Here is a 21,287-nt window from a genome sequence, read left to right as displayed (position 1 = left end):
CAATTTACGATTTACGGATTTGTTTACTGCGAACTTTTTATTAGTTCCGGTAAACATTTAGTATTCCCCTCAAGTTACCTTGCCTAGCACATTTGCGCTGATTAGAAACAGTGCCTCCTTGAATTAACAACAATTTTGATTAACTCCAAAAACCTTAATTGTTTAATACAACATGGGTGTAGCAATTCTTGGGGCAAATCCGCGAACAAGCTTCACAACCAATACAATTCTCTGGAGAAGTAACTGCCATTACTTTCCGTTCAATTTCTTCATCATCTTCATCTTCCACAAATTCGCCTTCTTCATTGAGTGCCTTCAATCCAAGCACATTGTACCCGCAGACTTTAACACATCTGCCACAGCCGATACATTTATCTTTGTCAATTTCCTGAGCGAATTTTGGTGTCCAAGCCTTACCGCCAAATGTCAAACCTGTTAGTTGTGCCATGAATAAATCCTCGGCAATTTTGCCTGTCAATCTGTTTGTGCATTAATCATCATACTATCCTAATCTTTTATTCTTTTGTATTCAAAAATTACTTTTACCTCATCAAATTTCGATGACTTTGAACACAATCCTAAATTGTTTTTCTTTCAATTTATAGATGAAAATTATTGCCAGTAATTATTATAAATCTTTCTTATTCCGCATTCTCATGCAGAGCATGGGAATGCCTTCATCGAGTCTCTGACTCAATATCTGACTGGAGGCAGCACCTCACGATCAGCCTTCAGATGCAGAGTATATAGCGGTTCTCAGTTGCATAGAATACAACCTTCTAGCGTTGGGGAGTAAAATTCAAAACCTCTCTCCTTTTAGGAGAGAGGAATGGAAGTGAGGTCAAAGTGTATTGCATCCGAACGAGAAGCGCTATAAATCAGAAATTGAGGATTTGAAACCTAATGTGGTTTAGAACTGCTGATTTAACTATTATTTCCAGCAAATGCAACTATATCTATAAGAGTAATGATATTATTTTGCAAATATTTTTAGATTGAAGCAAATAATTTCACATAAACAGTATACATACATACCAGACTAGATGTTCATCAGTTACATTTTGATATCTGCAATATGTAGTTTAGAAAGCAACAATTTTCAAATTATTTTGATTCAAATATTTAGATAAATGGTGACAAAAGGAATATTATTACTTGACCTGAATAAACAGAATTAATTTATGAAGGAACTGTAAAGTTTATGGCAGAATATTGTCATGCATTAAATATTAAAATTGTTAACAAATCAGATGAAGTCCAATTCTAAGAGGCTTATTTTTTTCTAAAAAGACTTTGGATAAGGTTTTATGGTCAAAGCTAAATTGTTCATTAAATACGTAATTAAATAAATGTTAAGATTTTTTTCTAAGCTCGGCACGAACAAATTAATCATTTTTTTCATGAAATGTATAGTTAATAAGAAGTTTTATTAGGTCTGGTTTTAAAGCCTTAAATAGCTTCCAATTGGATACAAAGCCAAATATGGATGTGGGAAGTGAATGCGGTGAGAAAAAATAATTCTCGCTAGAAAGAGAATGTGGTAGCGAGTCATGAATAAACAGGACTCATCCAGGGGAGACCTGATACAGACATCTCAACGATTAGAGTGGGAAAAGAGCCAAATGCCTTATACAATTCCTAACAACAGTTGCGTTGGATGTGACAACTGCCGCCCCCAATGTCCTACGGGTGCAATCAGAATAGAGGACAATGAATACTGGGTCGATCCTGGTCTTTGTAATAATTGTGAGGGCTATTATTCAGAACCGCAATGTGTAATAGCTTGTCCAACTAATTCTCCCATTCCTTGGCAGTCTAAAAAGGGAAGATGCAAAGTTGAACCAAGAGATGCTAGCAGCTTAGACTTGTTTTCTAATGGTAAGAATAATCCATTTGCTTCAGCGATCGCAATTTGGGAAGCTTGTAATGTATTAGCGCAGCGCACATCCCTACATTGGGAAACCGATGAAGAAGGCTACATCAGTTACAGCCGACAAGTCAATCAAGGCCGAGGTGCGATCGCTTTTCACATCCAAGATCCCTTCAAAGTCAACGACAAGGCCACAGATATAGCAGCAATTGAGGGGCTTGACATCAGAGCCGCTTGCATACATCTAATTTTTGCAGCTTATGCTACAGCTTTAGAGCAACCTTGGGAGCAAGAATTTGCGATCGATGAGCGACAAATTGAGAAATATTTGGGGATGGAGAAACGCAAAGACTTGAGCAAAGCTGCCAAGCTAGCTTTAATGAAAAATATCGTTCAGCAAGCTTGCTCCCTAATTATCTCCATTGACTGGCCCCAACAAGGTCGAATTAATGGATTCTCTCTTGTCGGCAGCCGCTTATGGCACTTAGTAGATATTCAGCACCACTTCCAAGAAGACAATCTCGGATGCAAATATCTGATTGGGCTAACTTTTAAAGTCAAAGCAGGCTTATGGGCGCAATATTTCTTAAATAAACAAGCATGTAAAGAGCGAACCGCATTCTATCAATACGGCAGTCTCCCCAAAACGCTGCTAACCACAGTCATGAGTATTTGGCAGCAACATGAAGGCGCAGTTCGACTAATGCTGTGGTTGCTGTTTAAAACCAAAATGGGCAAAGAACAACGCATCACCATTCCTACCTTGCTGCGTATTGCTTACGGTGAAGAAAAAGTCGCCCTTGCATCCAGACAACGGGAAGAACGCAAACGTCTGCTGCGAACCTTTGAAAGCGATTTAGAAATTCTCAATCACTATGGAATGAAACCGCTTTTCGATCCAGTTACTTACCCACCAGAAATTCAACCTTTGTGGGCAAAATTAATCGATCTTCCCGAAGATCCAGATGAAGCATTAGAATTTTGGACTAATGACGGTGGTGCTGAAACTCGCCTCACAGATACAGGCCCCCGTGGTAAATGGAATCTGCTAATGAATGCGCGGATTTTAGCTTTTGAACTCCCACCAGAATGGGAACAGCAAATCTCAGAATCGGAAAAAAAGAAAACAAGAACTGCCAAAGCCAAAAAAAAGCCCAAAGCTACAAACGATTTACTAGGCGAACAGATTTTGCAAGCGCGAAAAAACTTGAATCTTTCTCAAAGAGAATTGGCAAAACTCACAGGTAAAAGCCAAAGCTGGATTCGAGATATTGAAAATGGTCGTTTAAAAGCCAAATTAGAAGACCAAATACTGTTACGAAAAGTCTTAAATATGGCTTCATCTTGATTTTGAATTTAAAAGCAGAGAGACGCAGATATTTTATTACGAATTTGTGCAGCATTATACTAAATACAGTATTTAATTAATTCGTAGCGAACTAGACTTAGTAAGACTCTGCGTTACTCTGCGCTTCCCTTTGCGTCCCTCTGCGTTTAAAAACTCTCCACTTCTATGTACTATAACTAATTACCTTACTAGAGGTAATCCAAAAACTACCGACAGCATATTTAGTAACTACCAACTCTCTTGTGGCATTACATGAACTCTTCAGTTGTTGAGTCTTGGTTTCATCTTTCACAAGTTTAGCCTGGTAAGTGTAAAGAGAACCACAAGGTTGTTCAAAACTAAGTTCAGCTAAAATAGTACTATTGTCTAAACTTTGCTCTAAAATTTTGCCTGCAACTTTGTAATTAAACCAATCCCACCCTTTATAAAGAATTAACTCTCTTTCTAAAACCTGAAGTGCAGCAGGTAAAATTCCCCAGCCTCGATAGACTTGATGTAAGCATTGAATATCGCCAGTACGAGTCAAAATCGATCTAAATGAATCTCGATCGAGACGACCGTAGTATCTTCCCTCTGGCAAGTCTATAACTGTTGGTGCAAACCGATGTCCACCAAAGTGCGATGATTTCCAAATTCGCACATTCTCTAAGCACAAATCAGCATTACTCGCTGTTATTTGGAAGTAAAAAGGAGCGCCATATCTCGCACAACACTTATCATGGCTGCCGTGGGTACAAACTAAAATATCTCTAGTTGTACTAGTTTCTACTTCCAAATTAGAATCGATACCCCGTATCCATTTTTGGACAACCCCTGCTACTTGCTCAATATTTGCTAGCTGAAACTCCTGCTTATGGTATCCATTACTTAGCCCCTCTTCTTTTTGATAAATCAAAAGCGTAGTGTGATTTACCTTGTGTGATAAATCATTAGCAATTAGAAGAAATCTAATCGGCAGTTTCGCACGCTTTACTTCTTCTACCAAAATCCTCAAATTCTGAGGCACCCACTTGGAGTTAAAGGCTTCTGATGTCCAAGGTAAAGGACACTCAACTAAAATATAAGTTTGATAATTGGTGGCACTACCAATAACATCTTCTCCTACTTGCCGCGAATCATCAGAACAAAAAAAAGTATTCATCTCGCTGTACTCATTAGCATATTTTATGGACAAAAGGTATTACAAAATACAATTGTGTTCTTAACTACAATATCCTTAATTCAAGGAGATAAAAAAGAACAATATTCATTTCCCAGTTAAAACTAGGTAGCCACTTTATAACATCATTATCGATTGAGGTCTTCCCGGTTAATAAATTCTCCACAATAAAGATAAACAGTGTCAAGAGATATTTTTCCGTATGAGTGGCGTTAATTTTGTATCTAGTTTTATTGTTATTTGGTATTTAATAAATTTTCATTAGCGGAAACTCAGTTTTTCTGAATTTGGTCTCTTTAGCAAAATCAAATATATTAAACCTAGTACATAGACACAAAGCGACTTGGAGAGTTACCGACGATTAACTTGCTGACAAGATTGATGTAGCTGATACTACAATCAAAAATGTTTCTAGCAGCAACCTAGTTGTTTAAAATTTTGCTGAAATTATTTACATAGCTAGTTACATATGCTGTTTTTACATATAAAGATATAATTTTGTGCTGCTCATGTGAAAAATATATTCCTAAAGCTAGATGCGGAAACATTTAACAAACAGTGCTAACTTTAGTAAGTCAATACTGTTTTAAGACTTCTTCCACACTATCTGCTTTCAATTTATCTATCCAATTATCCATATTGCAAATAATTCTCAATAGTTGGAGAAAATAAAAAAAGTCAAATTAGGGGTAAATATTTTACTTCCCCATACTCCATTTGCGATAAGTTAATAATTAAAAGTAGTGACTAATTATTAGCAGCGTCACTGACAATTAACATTAACAAATTTGGTATTTAGCGTTTTACTTAATCTAACTTCCCGAAGATAGTGTCAGGGTTTGATGATAGGCATCTGCTTTGACTGTAACTGAAGTCAATAAGAAATGCAAGTTTTTAAGAATCTTTATGACTTCTTTACAGTTTGTTGCCTCTAGGATATTGCTTAAATCAAGGTGAACAGGCATTTCATAGTAAGGATAGCCTACTACAACAAGCATTCAGAGTTTGAATATAATAGATAAAGTTTTGCAATTGTGACAAATTGTTGCTAGTAAAGGCGCACTTACTAGTTCAAATATCTCTAGCTATGGCGATCGCATATTTCTACTTTCATGCAGAATTGAATCATTTTTTACCACGACATCACAAACAGGTGAGAATCTCTCATGTGTTTGAGGAGAAAGCCTCAATTAAGGACATGATTGAGTCGTTGGGTGTCCCTCATCCAGAGGTGGATTCTATAAATGTTAATGGTGAATATGTAAATTTTTCTTACATAGTTTCCGATGGAGACACTATCAATGTTTATCCAATTTCAGCTAGGAATTTTATTATACCAAGCGTTTCTGTTCTGCCAAAACCTCTCAGTATTATCCGCTTTGTTTTAGATATTCATTTGGGGAAGCTGGCGACATCTTTACGACTTTTAGGTTTTGATACTTTATACCGCAATGACTACGAGGACGAGAAATTAGCCCAAATATCCTATACTCAAGCGCGGATTCTCTTGACTCGTGATAAAGGTCTATTGATGCGTAGTTTGGTAACGCATGGGTATTACGTTAGAAACACTAACCCCGAACAACAAATTTTAGAAGTACTGCAACGCTTCGACCTGTTTAAATTAATCTCACCATTTAAACGGTGTTTGCGTTGCAATGGATTATTAGAACCTGTAGATAAGCAATCCATTATTGAACAAGTGCCAGAAAAGGTGCGATCGCAGATTGATGAATTCCAGCGTTGCCAAGACTGTGATCGCATTTATTGGAAAGGTTCACATCATGAACGATTGCAACAGTTTATTGATGGAGTACTCAACTCACAAAAAGGTGAGTAACTATTTACCCAGCTGAAATATTCCCACTGATTATTTGACTACCCCCGATTCTGGGATCTTCATCTTCACGATTCAAATCATCAGGAGTGGGATTTTGCTTACTCTGTCCGCTAACTTCTTCTGGTTCAATGGGATCTGCCTCTTGAGCTTTATCAATATCAAGAGAGCGAAGAGGTTCTTTAGCATGAGAGAAATCGATAAGTGGATCGGGTTGCTCAGTAGTCATGAGTTGCTAAATAATAGTGTAGTTTTTCTAGTGTTAAATGTATCTTGAGTGCAAACATCTTTCTTCAGAAAGAAACTACGTTGTGTGATGGTGTAATAAAAGGTGAGTGAATGACATTAATTTTAGCTCTCGATTTTGGCGGAACTAAGCTGGCGGCAGCAACGGTAAATATCGGTTCGAGAAAGTGGTTGCGTTATGAACGTCGTCTCTCGCCAGCGAATGCAGATGCTAGTACTGACTTGGAAATAATGCGATCGCTCATTTACTCTTTGCTACAAGATACAAAACCTGCTGCGATCGGTGTCAGCTTTGGCGGACCGGTTGATGCTTCCACGGGAACGGTGCGACTATCTCATCATGTGGCTGGATGGGAAAATATTCCTCTCAAAGCGTTGTTGGAGGATGAGTTTGGCGTTGCTGTTGGTGTAGATAATGATGCCAATATTGCTGCTTTGGCTGAACACCGTTTTGGTGCTGGTCAAGGATACGATAGCCTATTTTACATCACTGTCAGCACTGGCGTGGGTGGCGGTTGGATACTCAACGGCCAGCCTTGGCGGGGTGCTGGTGGGATGGCTGGTGAAATTGGACATATCGTTGTAGATCCTGCTGGGCCACTTTGTTTGTGTGGGAAGCGGGGATGTGTGGAACGGTTGGCTTCGGGGCCTTATATGGCGCAAAATGTTAGGGAAATTTTGGAGAACGTAGACGCGCCAGCGGCTTCCCGCAGGGTACCGCCAAGTCGCCAAGTACGCCAAGGAGGAGAGATGTTGAGGGGTTTGGTGGGGAATAATTTAACGTTGCTGACGGGGCAGTTGGTAAGTGAAGCGGCGGCTGCTGGGGATGATTTGGCGAAGGAAGTATTGCACAAGGCTGCTTGGGCGCTGGGTGTGGGTATTGGCAATGTGGCGAACTTGATGAATCCGCAGCGCTTTGTGTTGGGAGGCGGTGTGACGAAGGCGGGGGAAGATTTTTGGCGGGTGGTGCGTCAGGTGGCGCGGGAGACGGCTTTACCGGAGGTTGATTTTGAAATTGTGCCGGCAACGTTGGGGGATGATGCACCATTGTGGGGGGGTGTGGCGATCGCTTCTATGACAATCCCGAATTTGTAAATGAGTGACGTGTGGAATGCATAAGTGCAAACAGAACTGGGTAGAGGATGTAAATTTAGGCGAATAAATCTTAATACTCAGGTGAAAGATGGAATGGTAAGTTTTTTACAGCTTATCTATCGATAGGTACTAGACAAAAATTCCCAAGTAGCTTTTTTCTTGCTTTCAGAGACGAGAAAGATTTCGCCGCCGTAGTATTTCTTACGGTAGAAAACATTCTATTCTCATTTCTCAGCTCCCTCCCCTCTTTTAAGTAATGATAAAGACTCTACGCTCCCTTCTTTCCTACACAGCTTTAGCTACTATTGTTTTAGTAGCTGTAGTCACAACCCAATTAGGAACTACGCAGAAAACTGTGGCTGCCGAATCTACCAGGAGCTTGTACGTCTACATATCTCCCACGGGAAGCGATACCGGAGGCAATGGATCGCTAGGCAAGCCATTGAAGACGTTGGCGTATGCAGCAAAACAAGTTCAACCGAATCAAAACTATACGATTTATTTGAACCCAGGCCTCTACAGGGAAACGGAAGCGACGGTACTTCCAGAGGGAGTAAATATCGAGGGAGCAGGTGAATCAAGTGTGACTATCACTAGCAACGGTGCTATTCCTGCTCCAGGAGTAAATACTGGCAGCAGTGACTGGAGTCTTTGGCATCATGGAAGCATTATTCAGCTTGTCTCGCCTAGCTACTCCGGCTCGAACCCTCGGTATGGCACAAAATGGCTAGTGTCCAACTCCAGTCAACTATTTCTTTAATCCGCTGAAAATGCTGGCGCAGTGATAACATTTAAGAATACTGAAAAAGTTAACTATTAGGCGTAGACTTATTTTGAGGTACTGAGCATTTCAAGAAAATAGGTTTAGGTCTATCTGGGTTACTTTTCAAATTTAAGTCTTGCTTATAAGGCTCACAAGAATTTTTATATATGCGAACTTTAACGTAATCTGTAGTTGGTATTTGAACTCGGAAAGCGCCTAAATTATCAGTTGTATCTGTATCAGATCCACCTTCAGATTCCATTATTACTTTTGCTCCAACTATAGGAACTTGAGTTGCTTCATCGAAAACGCTAACTTTTACACTGCTTGAATCTAGTACTATAGAAGGTTTATTTTCAGCGCTTTCTTTATTTGAGCCATTCAGTCCTGGAACGTGAGTTGCAGCACCATAGCCTATAGTCAACAAGAGAAATCCTGTAAGAGCGTACCAAATAGGTTTCGGTATATTACTCAGATCCATATAGTTGGCAGATGCGGATGTGTATTGATTAGCAAAGTTAAATTCTAAACATACTTATACTACCGCACGGCATGGATAGTTTATAGAGTCTTCACGAAACAAGCCCATCTGTGAAAAACTGGTTAAGAATGTGCTGAAATTGAAAAATCACTAGTCATTTTACCTGACTATTGCTGCTGAATACCCTGGCGAAACTCTCTAATAGCTTCCAAGGGAGACGATAACAAAACACAACGATTGAGCAGGGATAAATCTAATTCTGCTAATAGCTCACTTTTAACAACTTTCTCATATTTTTGTTCTCGTAAGCAGTAGACTTCAATTGTGCCATTTTCCCAAAACCAAACTTCCGGGACTCCCATTAATTTGTACTTCTGTAACTTTATGGGACTACCGCTAGTAATGACTACTTCAATACAGAGGTCTGGTATAGGTTTGTCCGTTCCAAAGCAATAAGATAAATCTGCTTGATATTCTACTATTTCAGGAATAATCTGGCTAAAACTCCCACTATGAAAAAATTCAATACCCTTGACTTCAAAGTAAGTGATTAGCAGTGCAGCAATTAAACACTTAATTACCTCATGAGGCTTACCAATACTCACAATTTCTAAAATTCCCTCACAATAAAACAACCGTACCCCTGGTACGTTTTCAAAGCTAGCTTGAATTGCTTTAAACTTTTCCCAACTTAACCCATGTCGAAAGAAGCGTTGTTCTTCTGGTAAGTTAACAGCATTTTCTAACGTTTGAGTCATAATATTTTTTACTCTCTTAGTTAGTAATCAAAAAAATTATTTCATTTCCATTTTAGGTCAAAACCAAATTATCCCGATGAATCACGGTTTCTGCACCGGCATAACCTAAAATTGTGGAAATTTCTCGTGAATGACAGCCGCGAATCTTTTGCAATTCATTGCTGTTGTAATTTACAAGTCCTCTGGCAATTTCGTTACCGTTGGTGTCACACAATAACACCGCATCCTGTGTATCAAATTCTCCTTCTACTAGCTTAATTCCAGCAGCTAATAACGATTTTCCTGCTAGAGAAATTGCCGCGATCGCACCTTCATCTAAATACAATTTCCCCGCAGGTACAAGTCCGTAAGCTATCCAACGTTTACGCGCCGAAGTTGGTTCGGGTTGCGGTTCAAAATGCGTCCCTATCAATTCACCTTGGATAATTTTTTCGATATTTCGGGGAAATCGCCCTTGAGTAATTACGGTACGTACTCCCGCCGTAATGGCAATCCTGGCAGCCGAAATTTTTGTCGCCATGCCGCCAGTACCCCACTGGGAACCTAGGGAACTTGTTTGTATTTGTAATTCTGTTAATTCTTTAATGCTACTAACTAAAGCGATCGGCCGCGCATCTGGCACGGAACGCGGATCTGCTGAGTACAACCGATCGACATCGGTAAGCAAAAATAGCCAATCTGCTTCTACTAGGCTGGCAACCAATGCTGAAAGGGTATCATTATCACCAAATTTTAGTTCGTCTATTGCTACGGTATCATTTTCATTAACTATGGGGATCACTCCCAATCCCAGTAGTTCCTTAAAAGTGTTGTAGGCGTTAAGATAGCGGCTGCGCTGTACCAAGTCACTGCGTGTTAATAATACTTGAGCGATCGCTTGTTGCAACGTAGTAAATAAATCATCATATATCCGAATTAACCTGCCTTGCCCAACTGCTGCTACAGCCTGTTTCAGTGCGATCGCTTTAGGACGTTCAGTTAAACCCAACCGCGCACAACCTACCCCCACAGCGCCAGAGGAAACCAAAATTACCCGATGTCCTTGGCGTCTTAAATTGCAGAGTGTTTCCGCCAAGGTAGCAATGGTAGAAAGTGCTAATTGTCCCGTTTCTGGTTGAGTTAGGCTGGAAGTACCGATTTTGACAACAATTGTTTTAGTCATTGGTCATTAGTCATTGGTCATTAGTCACTTGTACTGAGCGTTCGCGTAGCGTCTCGTAGAGAAGCCGTTGGCGTAGCCTCTCGTTAGAGAAGTATTGGTCATTAGTCATTGGTCATTGGTCATTAGTAACTGACGAATGACAAAGGACAAATGACAAAAGACAAATGACTAAAGAAATTGTAAAGCGCCAATCCCTCTATAGTGAAGGTTGACGCTTTACGGAAGTATATTTACTTAGTATGAGTTAGGGTCTTTTTTGGCTGACCCCATGTTATTAATACTTATGATCCCCGATTTTTTTGTTCCAGTAAGATTCCTTAATCATTTCTTTAGATTTACTTTCCTGACGATTTTTCAACTTTTGTGAATCTTGGTTTTCTTGGGGGTAATAGAGGCTCCCAGAATTTCAGATATCCAAACTTCAAAGTTGCGGACGGGATGAGAACGCAGAGCCTCGTCGGTATGAACAATCGGTTCGACTAGAATGGTAAACATTCCCAGACGATTACCAGCTAAAACATCGGTAAACAAGCGATCGCCTACCATCCCCACTTGATGCACTGGTAGATCCATTCCCCTCAGTGCGGCTCTAATTTTGCGTCGGGAAGGCTTGGCTGCACCTAAGTAGTAAGGTAAGTTGAGCGATCGCGCAATTCCACCAATTCGTGCTTCACTGAGGTTGTTACTTACTAAGCACAGTGCAGTACAGGTGCGGATTTGCTCTACCCACTCTCGTAGTTCTGGGGAAGCTATCCCGACTGTAAAGGGTACTAAAGTTTCATCTACATCCAATACCAGCCCTTTAAGGCCGTATTTTTGGATAATATCTGGTGTTAGGTTCAACACTGAACCCTCTAAAATCAAGTCAGGCTGTAAAAGATTGTTCCAGACCATAGTCAACAGTCAAATGTAGATAGGAAAGACAAATGAGCATAACCCAATATAGTTTAGTTAGTCGAACTCCATCCTGGAATGTCTCCCTGAACATTTTGAGATAAAATCCCTAAAATCTTATCTATTTCTTTGATGTAATAATTACTCAAATCAATAAATATATCGTTTTCTTCTAACTTCAAAAACTTCCAAATATCCCCTGTCGTTACCGCACCATAAATTTTTCTAATTTCATTTCCTTCTTGTTGATTAAATAATTGGGCTGCTAACATTGCGGCTGCACATTGACCTAATCCACCTTTAATATTTTAATTTTTGGCTTCAATAATCACCACCACTGGCACATTAATTGTTAGCTGCTCTTTAGAACGACTGATGATAAAGTCACAGTATCCATTCAGACCTTTTTACGCATCTACATTAAAGTCTGTTCCTGAAAATAAGCTAATTGGATAATTAGCTCTACGTCTTACCTCCAACAATATTGGAGTGATAATCATTTCTGAACGAGCTTTTTCAGTATTAATTGCTAAAGCCAGTTCTGTAGTTTCTTCTAAAGAATTTTTGAGTTTTTCACTTGCCTGTAAAGGTGCTATGTCAGCACATAAATCAGTTTCTTCATCAATGCGGATGCTGAACTTTTAAATTTACTTAATGTAAAATCGCTATAAGCCATTTTCAGCACCTCCTACCAATTTTAGATTTAGATAATGGAATTGAAAATCACAACCAAACTACTTGTTCCAGAATCTTAACAATACTAATTGTCCCAATTTCTTATCAATGTTTCATAGCTTCCACATTTAATGGGACATGGTAAAAGGTTTAAGTAGATTTTGATTACAATGAAAATTCCCAATTAAAAATTCAAAATGTAATATTTTCATTTTGAATTTTTAATTTTATTCCACTTCATTAAAAAGATGTTCTTCTAACAGAGGTTGCACTTTGCGGAACTCCTCTGGAGAAAGCAATTCAGGTTCACCTGTTTTTGTTATCCGTGCAAAAAACAACAGGGGATCTAGGGGTGTATAAATTGCATACTCCTGATCTTCCTCATAAAAGCTAGCAAGTAGCTGTAATTGCTCAGGCTCTAAATCTGCCTCTTCGTCTTCGATTTCTAAGGTGAAGAGTTCTGATTCTTCCACTGGCGGTAAATCGCCTGCAACTGTCAGAGCATAGGCTGTGTTCTTCAGTATCAAGTTCTGCTCAGATAGTACAGCTTGGGCATTAGCAAAAATTTGCTCAATGATGGTGTCATCTTCTACCAGAACTGCTTCTTCTTCCTCACCGTCACCTTCCCAAGAAAAAATTTCTACAGGTGAGTCTACAGGAAGAAGCAAAACGTATTCTTGTCCATCTACCTCTAGGGAATGCTCTATATAACAGTCGAGCGATCGCCCTTTGTCATCGGTTAAAGTGATGGAACCCGCATGAGCGTTATCATTTTCTTCAGGAAATGGAGAGGAAAACATAGCCGAAATGTAGAAATTTAATAAATACCAGCAAGTTTGAAAATCGCTTAACTATAAGTTAATGACATATTATTATGTCAAGCAAATAGCTTTATACGTAGATACAACTGCTGGCTAATCGTTTTCAGAATATCATGTTAAAAGGTATCAATATTCAATAGCCGCAATTGAACTGCGGGAGTTGGCACGCTTAACATCCAGCCATTGTTGCAAAATTAAAGCTGCTGCCTTGCGGTCAATCAAACCTTTATGGCGTGATGGGGAGCGGTTTTCAGCTATCAGCAGTTGCTCTGCTTGATATGAAGTTAATCGCTCATCCATATATTCCACAGGCAGTTTCAGCGCTTTAGCCAGTCTTTTAGTAAATTTCTGAACTTGACGAGCCTGAAATCCCAGTGAGCCATCCATTGAATAAGGTAAGCCCATAACTAGAACTTGCACTTCACGTTCATTAACTATTTGTTGGATTTGCTCGACATCCTGCTCAAAAGATGCACGCTCAATTGTGGTGATACCCGTAGCAATTAAACCCGTGCGATCGCACCCAGCCACACCAATCCGCTTGCGACCATAATCTAATCCCAAGGCTGAAATAAACGGTTTTGGTTGCTCCTGGGATATCACACTAATTCTCCTGCTGACCATCTGCTGATTCAGAAATCGGCGATGTTTCTATACTAGGGTTTTTTACCGAAAAGTTAATCGGTTCTGGCTTGCTTGGCAGAGGTTTATCTGAGGATGGCAACTTTCCTGGTTGTATCCATGACATCCCACCTGGTATAGGTTTACGAGTAGGTTGTAAACCTTGCAACATATCAGTCCACTGGATTCCTTCTAAGGAGACGAATTTAGACTCCCGTAGCTTGTGCCACACAGAGCGAGACATCACTAACGTATGTTCTATACGTTTTGCCCCAATACGCTCCAAATATTCTTCTCGCTCTGCCTGATAGTCTGAAGAGGCTAGTTGTAACCCTTGCTGGGGAAAATCTTGGGCAATACGAGCCAGTTGAGAGAGTAATTCTGGATAAAGCCAGGTGTAAGCAGGATGAACTGTCAGCGTTGCAGCATGGGGAACTTCACCCTTGCGATCGAGTTGTACCTGAAAATAGCCGATCGCAGCTTTGCGTTGCGGTTCAAATACGTAACCACTGACTACTTCTGTTTTAGTCAGCCATTGCTTCACTGCATCAGTTAAAGCGCCGAACAAGCTGGTTTTAAAGTCGCGGGTATTACGGTCAAAAACCTGACGTACCAAAGGTGGCATCGATGCCGTATCTAGTTGATATAGCAACTGGGCATCAGCATTACTTACTGGCAAGAGGTTGGGCAAGTCTGGCTCTGCTTGTGCCAATTCAGCCAGTAATTCTGGCCCAATTTCCCAGTATGTCATTTCTGCCAGACGCTGGAATCCATTTTGCCGATATAGTGCTAGCGCCTCTATGTCATTGATATTAACTTCTAGTAGCCAAGTACGAGCTTCCAAAATCGATTCAAAGCAATGACGCAAAAGTTGCGAACCAATTCCTTGTTTATCGACACCACGCTCTAGTAACACTTGATCGATCCGCCAAGTACTACGTGTGCGGTTAAAGGGTGACACTTGAATCATTCCTAAAAGTATCCGCCCTTGCTCTGCGACAAAAGCACAAAGACGATACTGTAGCGGGTTAGGAAACCAGCTTAAAAATTTGAGTAATCCATACCAGCGACGCAGCCTTTGCATCTGGCTGATGGCAAAACCCGCTCCCTGAGGAGTGAGGGCTGCGAATGACTCTTGAGTTATGCGCTCAATGCCGTCCAGATCCCGGTATTGGACTGGTCGGATAATAACGCTGAGGTTTCTGGGAAGTAATGAAGTCATTTTTATTCGAGCCGCCATTTAGCCTTAACTAACTGCTCTTGAAAGGAATAAACTGCTTGCAATAATCTTAACTAGTTTCTGCTCTCTACTATTGTGCCAAAAGTGTGATTTTAGTAACTTAATACTTAAAAAGCAGAAAAAGCAGACCTTGTGAGAACACCATTGGCATTGACCCAACAACATCTGCCCTTATTTTATTTGAATTTTGATTAAAATTTGTATATATTTTATAACCCTTGCCGAGAAACTAACTTTTCAAAGTGGGCTTGGGTTTGATGGAGTAATTGGTGGCGACTATCTACCAATGTTTGCTTCAGCGTTGGAACAAGATTACGAGCTTGCAGAGTCATGTGAAGTTGCAGATTAGCGACATATTCACTGAAATCTTGATTCACTTCATCTGCGCCTGCATCTGTTAATAAATTTGATTCCATTGCCACTGTGTTCTCCTGTGTTAATCCTGTGCTGTCTCTCTTCATGACCAAAAACTATCACGTTGTTTGGACTAACTTCTTAATTTGCAATGAAGTTTAACGCTTCTTAGGGATAGTGTACCCCTTAAAATCTTAAACCAACGCCACCTTGTACGGAGATAGCTGTACCACTGCTATCTCGGTAAGCATCAAAAGCAATAATGGCATTGCCAAAAAGGACAGTATTGCTATTTGGGATCATATAATCAATGCCCGGTTGTAAAGCAAAACTAATTTTGTCGCCCACAGGAGAAGAACCACCACCACCAGCCAACACTAACCCAGCGCCCAAGTAGGCATCAGCTTGCCAGTTGAGGGGGAAATCGTAAGAAACCGTTGGTACAACAGCCGTATTATTACCAATTAACACTTGAGTGCGGAGTGAAATTGGTGCTTCCAGAAGCTTGTAGCGCCCCGCGATTACTCCCCCAAATTGGATACCATCGGTAAAACCAACAGTGGGGCCGATACCAATATAACTGCCATAAGCTACTTGAGCTTGTGCTGGTTTCGTACTAACCAGACTCAAGACCAAACCAGCCCCCAAAACTGAAACCAAAGATGGAATATATTTCATAACCAACTCCTCACACCAATTTGTCATTTGTCATTGGTAATTGGGCATGGGGCATCGGTTATTCTCTCCATGCCCCTCTGCCCCTCTGCTCCTCTGCTCCCTCCATTCTACGGGCAACGGGGATGAATGCCTCCTTGAGTACAAATGTATGCTAATTGCTTGGCATCTAAATTTTTGGTTTGAGAAAAATCAACCCCTTGGACTACGGCAGATACTGAGCCTAAATCTGGGGTTTGGACAAATTGATCTGCTGGATCTTGTTTGCTAGGAGCGAGAATTGCTCCTTTAAAATCTGCTCCAGCGACATTTGCCCCTCGTAAATCTGCAAGGCTCAGGTCAGCATTTTGCAAGTTAACGTTTTCCATTTGGGCAGAACGTAAAACAGCACCAGTTAAACGAGTAGCACTGAGGTTTGCATTGCTGAGATTAGCACGATCCAAATAGGCTCCTGATAAATCTGCCCCTTGCCAATCAGTGTTAGTTAAGTTGGCAAAAGATAATTGCGTGCCGATCGCAGTGGCGCGACCTAAACGCGCAGCGTATAGATTGGCTTCGTTTAATTTGGCATCGCCTAAATCTGCCCCAGTCAAGCTGGCTTTTTCCAAAACTGCGTTTCGCAGATCGGCTCCTACTAGTTGGGTGCTGTTGAGTTTAGCATCATATAGACGCGCGTTGGATAAGTTGGCTCTGTTAAGAGTGGCACGGCTCAAATCGATCCGGTTCATCAAGACGCGACTGAGGTTAGCATCAGTAAGATTGGCTTGCTGCAACTGAGCTTGGCTTAAATCAGCCATTACATCGTCGTAGGTATCCCAGCGTCCATCTTCACCCACGCCCCGGAAGCGGCTACCCTTAAAGCTGGCTTGGTTAAGATTTGCAGATTTAAACTTAACTCCTGATAAATCAAGATTGTCCAGTACCAAGTTGAAGTAGGAACTTCCTGAAGTACCGCTTTGACCTAATTGGGTTCTACTAAGGTCAACACCCTCGATTTTACCGCTGTAAACAGAAAGAATCTTGTTGATTGTCCGCTGGTTTCTTTGTAGCCGCCCTTGCCGTAATTCTCGCTCTTTGGTTGCCGTGCTACCCACAGATTCCAGTTCGCTGACCAAAAACTGATTCTTATTTTTGAGTTCCGGGATGGCTTGGGGCCCGACAGTTGTCAAAGCTTGTTGAATTGTATCCAGAAGGCTGGGGTCAGTTTCGCTAACTAATAAATCCGCCAAAAATTTAATTGATTGTGGGTCATTAAGACCACCCATAGCCAGAATAGCAGTTTGGCGTTGCTCATTAGTCGCCCCAGAGTTGGGACTCAATGGTTTGACGAGTTCGAGGAATTGTTGGCTGTTGATTTGCTTGGTTGCTCGCTGGGATTGTTGAATTTGGATATAAACTTGAGTGCCGATTAAAGTTGCCAGCACAGCAGTCATACTCGTCAGTCCTACCCCAAACAAAGTCAGATTGGGATTTTGCTGTATTCGCCGCCACAAATTAGCTGACTGGCTGGTTTCGACTGCCGCAAATTCTTCATCTTCCCGTTCTTCTTCTGCTCGATCGTTACCGTCAGCAGACTGAGCTTGTCTGTTGCTAGCTAAGATTGCATCGATTGTATAAGTACCTGCGAGTCGATCGTGGAGTGCGCGACGCCCCCGACGTGACGGTAAGCCAATCCCTTCACCCACAATCATTAATAAAGACAAAAATGTGAATAATCCTAAATTCGGAAAAGCAAAGCTGTAGCGCCACAGCAAATAGGCGATGGAAATGGGTACAGTCCAACGCCCAACACCTTCTCTAATTACAACTGCCCCCAGTCCGGGCGGCTTTCCTTGCTCGTTGACAACCCGCACATTTAACCAACGTTTCCCAATTGTGCTACCAGTCTTAGCTAATAAATACAATTGCCACCACGAGAGAGTTACAGGCGCTAACAAAGCGATTGTCCACAAAATATTAGTCGGCCATGCAACGTTACGGATGCCATAGCTCACAGGTAGAGCTAAAGGTCTGGCGATCGCTCTTTCTGTGACTACCAGCACGGGGTTAAGCGGCACTCGGTTCAGATCGCTTCTAGAATTGGCATAGACACCAATGCCGAAGGGAATCAACCCACTAGTCACCACTAGTGTGATTTCAGCTGCCCAAGCAGCAAAACGCCTACTTCCTAGCAGCAGCGAATTGGCTCTTTCCGATTTTTTTGACTGACCAGATTGATTACTAGTTCTTCTGACAATTGGTGACGTCATCGTATAATTTCCTTTGATATTATTTCTACGCCGCGATCGGCACAATTAAAATAGACTAAGCTCGTCAGCAAAAAGAAAAGCATATTGAAATAGGATTTAGGAGTTATGCAGCAGAATTCAGGAGTCTGAATGGGCTGCGCTAACAGAAATAAAATAGGCTTTATACCTAGTTTTGACACTTGGTTTGTGTACTTCAACTTCCTTGAAATCCTCTGTAAGTCAGAAGCCGTTTTTATTTCGGCTCCTAACTTTCATAACGCCGGGCAGAGTGCATAGTAAATGCATATCAACTTATTGCTTACGTTGAAAGCTACCAGACACAAAAAATTTGTATCCAACATACACTAACACTGCCAAAAGTGCCAGACTGATTACAGATGCAACTAGTTTAAACACTGCTTGCAGTATCGCCAAGCCTACTAGCACCGTCACACCCGAAACTACCAGCTTTTTCACACCAGATAAGCTGTTGAACCAAATCTGAAATCGCTCTAGTTGCAAGTTGAAGCTGGCAAAAACAGACTGAGGTGTTTGTTTTTGTTCTTGTGAAACCACTCCAGGCGGGGAATTAATCTCTGCCTCTAGCTTATTGAGGCGACGCTGTAAGTCTTCTTCTGGTTGAGAATTCATCAATCTTTCTTACCTCATTAGCATACTTATTCAACAATAGACCAACCAAATTCTATTTTTGGTGGTTGTCTTAGTGATTTTAGCTAATGTTTGTGGGTGCAAGACCTTTCAGACATCAATTCTAGAGGCGTTGCAATGCAACGTCTCTACATACACCTATCAAATCTTCACAAATAATCTTTAATTAACTAGTAGTACTTTATACAGTAGTTTTTGGAACCAAGAGGAATTGCTGTCGTCTATATAAATAAATCAGACTGTATAACAATATTGCTCTAAAAAAATCTAGAGCATTAATTAAAATGAAGACTCTTAGGCTGCTTGCAATTATTCCCACAACTTTGGCGATGAATTTGGCTTTCACTGAGGCTAATTTGGCACAGACACCAACAATCCAAATTAATCGAAATTCCCAACCCGATCCATTGATTTTAAATGGAAAATCTGGGGGAACTGTCAAAAGTAATTGTGGCAATATTACTACTGAACCTAGCCAAGTTATCCAAGTAACAGAGTCACTACCTTATTTACGATTAACAGTAGAGAGTCAAGGAAAGCCAACACTGTTAATCGACGGGCCTGGGGGGCGCTTTTGTGTACTAGCAGATAGTTACTCTGGAGGTAAGTCAGAACTTTCTGGTTATTGGCAGCCAGGAAAATACTCGCTGTATGTGGGCGAACTATCCCCGCAACAGTATACTTACAACCTCTCAATCTCGCAAAAAAATAAATAGTCATTAGTCATTTATGTTTTGCTAATGACTAACGCTCCTTGACTATTCTTCCAGTGATTTGGCTGGAACTTCGACAGCAGTGACATCAATTGTGCCTTCTGGTGTGAAGCGCTGAAAATGACTATTTTGTACTAACAGTAATTCCTGACAGTTAGGACATTGCAACTGACTGTTATTTAAACCTGTAAATTCATATCCACAGACGGGACATTGATCGGCAACCAAGTTGCGTTGCAGCCACCAACGAAAGCCAAAAAAAGCCACAATAGGTGCCAACAACAGCAACCCGAAAATAATTAGCAATGAATTAACTAACCAACCCAAGCCTACTGATGCCAGCAGCCAAACAACTGCCAGCAAGGTGAGCCAAGGGCGGAGATTTAAAAGATTCAATTGAAATGACTTAAAGCTCATTTTTAATAAATTTTGTCCTGCTCTCCTTCTAGGATAGCGATTTTAGTCATTGGTCATTGGTCATTTGTCATTTGGACTCAAATGGACTTTATTACTGAGGATAGCAGCATTTTTTGTAAGTGCTGTTGAAAGGCATTGATGCCAAACAGAGCGATCGCCTGTTCTCGCAGCCACTCTCCATCACATCGCTGGTCATCTCCTTGAAGCATTTCTATACAAGCTGCTGCTACAGCATCAGGACTGCGGTGTGGGACTCGCCATCCCAGTTTACCATCCTGCAAGGGGTCAGCAGAACCATCGTCGTCACCGGATAACACCGGCACTCCACAAGCCATTGCTTCTAGATAAACTATGCCAAAGCCTTCTTGCGAAGGCATAATATAGGCGTCAGCAAGGCGATAATGTTCCATTAATTCTTCTGTGGCAACGAAACCAGCAAACACAACGCGATCGCTTACACCTAAATCTTTTGCAAGTTTAGCTAATCGCGGTTGGTCATCGCCGCGACCAATTACCAAATATTTCACTTCTGGGAAAACTTCAGCGATTTGTGGTAACGCTCGAATGGTGACATCTACACCTTTGTAAATATCTCCTGACCATAACCGCGCTACTGTCATTAACACTTTTGCGCCAGTTAAGCCATACTTCTGGACTAATTCTGGTTGTTTGGAACCAGGAGTAAATTTATCCGTATCAATAGCACAAGGCATCATCTGTACCATTTTTGAGTTTAGACTATTGGCAACACAAGCGCGATCGCGGCTGTAGCGACTAATTGTCCAAATTCTCTCTGCTGATGTCAGGGCGCGACGTTCCTGATTTTTCAACGGTTCCCAGACTTCTTTGCCGTAAGTTAGCACGGTGTAAGGAATCCCCAAGGGCTGGCAAAGTGTTTGGATTAATACTGCTAAGTTAATGTGACCGCAGAAAACCTGCTGCGGACGGCTCTGCAACAGACACTTCAGTAAAGCTGCTGCCATTTGCAATCTCCCCAAATAGGGAGACTGATTTTTAAAGTAATGAAATTTTAAGTTCTCGTCTTCAAACGGATTAAAGCTATCAGCACTATCTCGGAGCAAAAATACTTCTGCTTTGTAGTCTTGGCCCAACCCCAGATAGGCGCGAAAAATATCTTTTATATAAGATTGAATACCACCTTCATGAGCAAAAATTTCTAAAAACACGAAGACATGGTTAGTTTTTTTGTTAACTTTATCACCTAAATTCAGGTTTTTTGTCACTGTAGTGATTTGCATTT

Annotated in this window: 22 protein-coding genes and 1 pseudogene; 5 read left to right on the top strand and 18 right to left on the bottom strand. The window is 41.0% G+C overall.

Annotation, left to right across the window (positions count from 1 at the left end):
- Positions 1-154 precede the first annotated feature (154 nt).
- Entirely contained in the window at positions 155-448 is a 294-nt protein-coding gene (gene fdxB / locus V7K84_RS14040) for a ferredoxin III, nif-specific (RefSeq protein ID WP_069068483.1), read from the bottom strand.
- Positions 449-1,622: 1,174 nt separating this feature from the next.
- On the opposite strand from fdxB, the gene V7K84_RS14035 reads away from it, so the two are divergent.
- A complete protein-coding gene (locus V7K84_RS14035; protein WP_334838853.1) occupies positions 1,623-3,218 on the top strand; it encodes a helix-turn-helix domain-containing protein in 1,596 nt (531 codons plus the stop codon).
- 163 nt (positions 3,219-3,381) lie between these two features.
- Here the strand turns inward: V7K84_RS14035 and V7K84_RS14030 are convergent, their stop codons facing one another.
- Both V7K84_RS14030 and V7K84_RS14025 read right to left on the bottom strand, forming a co-directional pair.
- Positions 3,382-4,359, bottom strand: a complete 978-nt coding sequence (locus V7K84_RS14030; protein WP_334838851.1) for a sucrase ferredoxin — start codon at positions 4,357-4,359, stop codon at positions 3,382-3,384.
- Between the two features lie 830 nt (positions 4,360-5,189).
- Complete coding sequence (locus tag V7K84_RS14025) at positions 5,190-5,375, bottom strand: hypothetical protein (protein ID WP_334838850.1); 186 nt, start codon at positions 5,373-5,375, stop codon at positions 5,190-5,192.
- An 89-nt stretch (positions 5,376-5,464) separates the two neighbouring features.
- Here V7K84_RS14025 and V7K84_RS14020 point away from each other — a divergent pair, with 89 nt between their 5' ends.
- Positions 5,465-6,217, top strand: coding sequence for a Mut7-C RNAse domain-containing protein (locus tag V7K84_RS14020; RefSeq protein ID WP_334839029.1), 753 nt, complete (start codon positions 5,465-5,467; stop codon positions 6,215-6,217).
- A 4-nt stretch (positions 6,218-6,221) separates the two neighbouring features.
- Here V7K84_RS14020 and V7K84_RS14015 read toward each other — a convergent pair whose 3' ends face one another.
- The gene (locus V7K84_RS14015) at positions 6,222-6,443 is read right to left on the bottom strand and encodes a hypothetical protein (protein ID WP_334838848.1); all 222 of its coding nucleotides are present in this window, start codon (positions 6,441-6,443) and stop codon (positions 6,222-6,224) included.
- 110 nt (positions 6,444-6,553) lie between these two features.
- Between V7K84_RS14015 and V7K84_RS14010 the strand changes: the two genes are divergently transcribed.
- Together V7K84_RS14010 and V7K84_RS14005 are read left to right on the top strand one after the other, a co-directional pair.
- Positions 6,554-7,555 carry an ROK family protein gene (locus V7K84_RS14010; protein ID WP_334838846.1) on the top strand — a complete coding sequence of 334 codons (1,002 nt, stop codon included), beginning with the start codon at positions 6,554-6,556 and terminating at the stop codon, positions 7,553-7,555.
- A gap of 256 nt (positions 7,556-7,811) precedes the next feature.
- Complete coding sequence (locus V7K84_RS14005; RefSeq protein ID WP_334838843.1) at positions 7,812-8,315, top strand: hypothetical protein; 504 nt, start codon at positions 7,812-7,814, stop codon at positions 8,313-8,315.
- Positions 8,316-8,364: 49 nt separating this feature from the next.
- On the opposite strand, the gene V7K84_RS14000 is transcribed toward V7K84_RS14005, so the two are convergent.
- From V7K84_RS14000 to V7K84_RS13945, 12 genes and pseudogenes are all read right to left on the bottom strand, one after another.
- Positions 8,365-8,742: a hypothetical protein gene (locus tag V7K84_RS14000; protein ID WP_334838841.1), complete on the bottom strand. Its 378-nt coding sequence runs from the start codon at positions 8,740-8,742 to the stop codon at positions 8,365-8,367.
- A 224-nt stretch (positions 8,743-8,966) separates the two neighbouring features.
- Complete coding sequence (locus V7K84_RS13995; RefSeq protein ID WP_334838839.1) at positions 8,967-9,557, bottom strand: Uma2 family endonuclease; 591 nt, start codon at positions 9,555-9,557, stop codon at positions 8,967-8,969.
- A 52-nt stretch (positions 9,558-9,609) separates the two neighbouring features.
- Positions 9,610-10,719: a glutamate 5-kinase gene (gene proB, locus V7K84_RS13990; protein ID WP_334838838.1), complete on the bottom strand. Its 1,110-nt coding sequence runs from the start codon at positions 10,717-10,719 to the stop codon at positions 9,610-9,612.
- Positions 10,720-11,073: 354 nt separating this feature from the next.
- On the bottom strand, positions 11,074-11,613 hold the full coding sequence (locus V7K84_RS13985; protein WP_334838836.1) for a YqeG family HAD IIIA-type phosphatase: 540 nt from the start codon (positions 11,611-11,613) through the stop codon (positions 11,074-11,076).
- 53 nt (positions 11,614-11,666) lie between these two features.
- Positions 11,667-12,289: pseudogene (locus V7K84_RS13980) on the bottom strand (hypothetical protein).
- A 226-nt stretch (positions 12,290-12,515) separates the two neighbouring features.
- Complete coding sequence (locus V7K84_RS13975; protein ID WP_104907765.1) at positions 12,516-13,088, bottom strand: DUF3727 domain-containing protein; 573 nt, start codon at positions 13,086-13,088, stop codon at positions 12,516-12,518.
- Between the two features lie 147 nt (positions 13,089-13,235).
- Entirely contained in the window at positions 13,236-13,733 is a 498-nt protein-coding gene (ruvX, locus tag V7K84_RS13970; RefSeq protein ID WP_334838832.1) for a Holliday junction resolvase RuvX, read from the bottom strand.
- The gene (locus tag V7K84_RS13965) at positions 13,714-14,970 is read right to left on the bottom strand and encodes a GNAT family N-acetyltransferase (protein WP_334838831.1); all 1,257 of its coding nucleotides are present in this window, start codon (positions 14,968-14,970) and stop codon (positions 13,714-13,716) included. The genes ruvX and V7K84_RS13965 overlap by 20 nt, the downstream gene beginning before the upstream one ends.
- 209 nt (positions 14,971-15,179) lie before the next feature.
- Positions 15,180-15,386, bottom strand: coding sequence for a hypothetical protein (locus V7K84_RS13960; protein WP_094352643.1), 207 nt, complete (start codon positions 15,384-15,386; stop codon positions 15,180-15,182).
- A gap of 124 nt (positions 15,387-15,510) precedes the next feature.
- Positions 15,511-16,002, bottom strand: a complete 492-nt coding sequence (locus V7K84_RS13955) for a hypothetical protein (RefSeq protein ID WP_334838830.1) — start codon at positions 16,000-16,002, stop codon at positions 15,511-15,513.
- Positions 16,003-16,109: 107 nt separating this feature from the next.
- Entirely contained in the window at positions 16,110-18,248 is a 2,139-nt protein-coding gene (locus tag V7K84_RS13950; RefSeq protein ID WP_334838829.1) for a pentapeptide repeat-containing protein, read from the bottom strand.
- 291 nt (positions 18,249-18,539) lie between these two features.
- Entirely contained in the window at positions 18,540-18,878 is a 339-nt protein-coding gene (locus V7K84_RS13945; protein ID WP_334838828.1) for a hypothetical protein, read from the bottom strand.
- A gap of 302 nt (positions 18,879-19,180) precedes the next feature.
- On the opposite strand from V7K84_RS13945, the gene V7K84_RS13940 reads away from it, so the two are divergent.
- On the top strand, positions 19,181-19,612 hold the full coding sequence (locus V7K84_RS13940) for a hypothetical protein (protein WP_334838826.1): 432 nt from the start codon (positions 19,181-19,183) through the stop codon (positions 19,610-19,612).
- Between the two features lie 42 nt (positions 19,613-19,654).
- Here the strand turns inward: V7K84_RS13940 and V7K84_RS13935 are convergent, their stop codons facing one another.
- Complete coding sequence (locus tag V7K84_RS13935) at positions 19,655-20,026, bottom strand: hypothetical protein (protein WP_334838825.1); 372 nt, start codon at positions 20,024-20,026, stop codon at positions 19,655-19,657.
- A 77-nt stretch (positions 20,027-20,103) separates the two neighbouring features.
- Complete coding sequence (locus tag V7K84_RS13930; protein ID WP_334838824.1) at positions 20,104-21,285, bottom strand: glycosyltransferase family 4 protein; 1,182 nt, start codon at positions 21,283-21,285, stop codon at positions 20,104-20,106.
- Between the last annotated feature and the right edge of the window lie 2 nt (positions 21,286-21,287).

The organism is Nostoc sp., assembly GCF_036917315.1.
Lineage (GTDB): Bacteria > Cyanobacteriota > Cyanobacteriia > Cyanobacteriales > Nostocaceae > Nostoc.
This window is presented reverse-complemented; position numbering and strand designations above follow the sequence as displayed.

What these genes read in the sequence shown, in the direction of transcription:
- ruvX (WP_334838832.1), bottom strand. Translation starts at nt 13,733, where the DNA reads ATGGTCAGCAGGAGAATTAGTGTGATATCCCAGGAGCAACCAAAACCG.
- V7K84_RS14025 (WP_334838850.1), bottom strand. Translation starts at nt 5,375, where the DNA reads ATGCTTGTTGTAGTAGGCTATCCTTACTATGAAATGCCTGTTCACCTT.
- V7K84_RS13945 (WP_334838828.1), bottom strand. Translation starts at nt 18,878, where the DNA reads ATGAATTCTCAACCAGAAGAAGACTTACAGCGTCGCCTCAATAAGCTA.
- fdxB (WP_069068483.1), bottom strand. Translation starts at nt 448, where the DNA reads ATGGCACAACTAACAGGTTTGACATTTGGCGGTAAGGCTTGGACACCA.
- V7K84_RS13960 (WP_094352643.1), bottom strand. Translation starts at nt 15,386, where the DNA reads ATGGAATCAAATTTATTAACAGATGCAGGCGCAGATGAAGTGAATCAA.
- proB (WP_334838838.1), bottom strand. Translation starts at nt 10,719, where the DNA reads ATGACTAAAACAATTGTTGTCAAAATCGGTACTTCCAGCCTAACTCAA.
- V7K84_RS13995 (WP_334838839.1), bottom strand. Translation starts at nt 9,557, where the DNA reads ATGACTCAAACGTTAGAAAATGCTGTTAACTTACCAGAAGAACAACGC.
- V7K84_RS13930 (WP_334838824.1), bottom strand. Translation starts at nt 21,285, where the DNA reads ATGCAAATCACTACAGTGACAAAAAACCTGAATTTAGGTGATAAAGTT.
- V7K84_RS14015 (WP_334838848.1), bottom strand. Translation starts at nt 6,443, where the DNA reads ATGACTACTGAGCAACCCGATCCACTTATCGATTTCTCTCATGCTAAA.
- V7K84_RS14005 (WP_334838843.1), top strand. Translation starts at nt 7,812, where the DNA reads ATGATAAAGACTCTACGCTCCCTTCTTTCCTACACAGCTTTAGCTACT.
- V7K84_RS13985 (WP_334838836.1), bottom strand. Translation starts at nt 11,613, where the DNA reads ATGGTCTGGAACAATCTTTTACAGCCTGACTTGATTTTAGAGGGTTCA.
- V7K84_RS13935 (WP_334838825.1), bottom strand. Translation starts at nt 20,026, where the DNA reads ATGAGCTTTAAGTCATTTCAATTGAATCTTTTAAATCTCCGCCCTTGG.
- V7K84_RS13940 (WP_334838826.1), top strand. Translation starts at nt 19,181, where the DNA reads ATGAAGACTCTTAGGCTGCTTGCAATTATTCCCACAACTTTGGCGATG.
- V7K84_RS13950 (WP_334838829.1), bottom strand. Translation starts at nt 18,248, where the DNA reads ATGACGTCACCAATTGTCAGAAGAACTAGTAATCAATCTGGTCAGTCA.
- V7K84_RS14020 (WP_334839029.1), top strand. Translation starts at nt 5,465, where the DNA reads ATGGCGATCGCATATTTCTACTTTCATGCAGAATTGAATCATTTTTTA.
- V7K84_RS13965 (WP_334838831.1), bottom strand. Translation starts at nt 14,970, where the DNA reads ATGGCGGCTCGAATAAAAATGACTTCATTACTTCCCAGAAACCTCAGC.
- V7K84_RS13975 (WP_104907765.1), bottom strand. Translation starts at nt 13,088, where the DNA reads ATGTTTTCCTCTCCATTTCCTGAAGAAAATGATAACGCTCATGCGGGT.
- V7K84_RS13955 (WP_334838830.1), bottom strand. Translation starts at nt 16,002, where the DNA reads ATGAAATATATTCCATCTTTGGTTTCAGTTTTGGGGGCTGGTTTGGTC.
- V7K84_RS14035 (WP_334838853.1), top strand. Translation starts at nt 1,623, where the DNA reads ATGCCTTATACAATTCCTAACAACAGTTGCGTTGGATGTGACAACTGC.
- V7K84_RS14030 (WP_334838851.1), bottom strand. Translation starts at nt 4,359, where the DNA reads ATGAATACTTTTTTTTGTTCTGATGATTCGCGGCAAGTAGGAGAAGAT.
- V7K84_RS14010 (WP_334838846.1), top strand. Translation starts at nt 6,554, where the DNA reads ATGACATTAATTTTAGCTCTCGATTTTGGCGGAACTAAGCTGGCGGCA.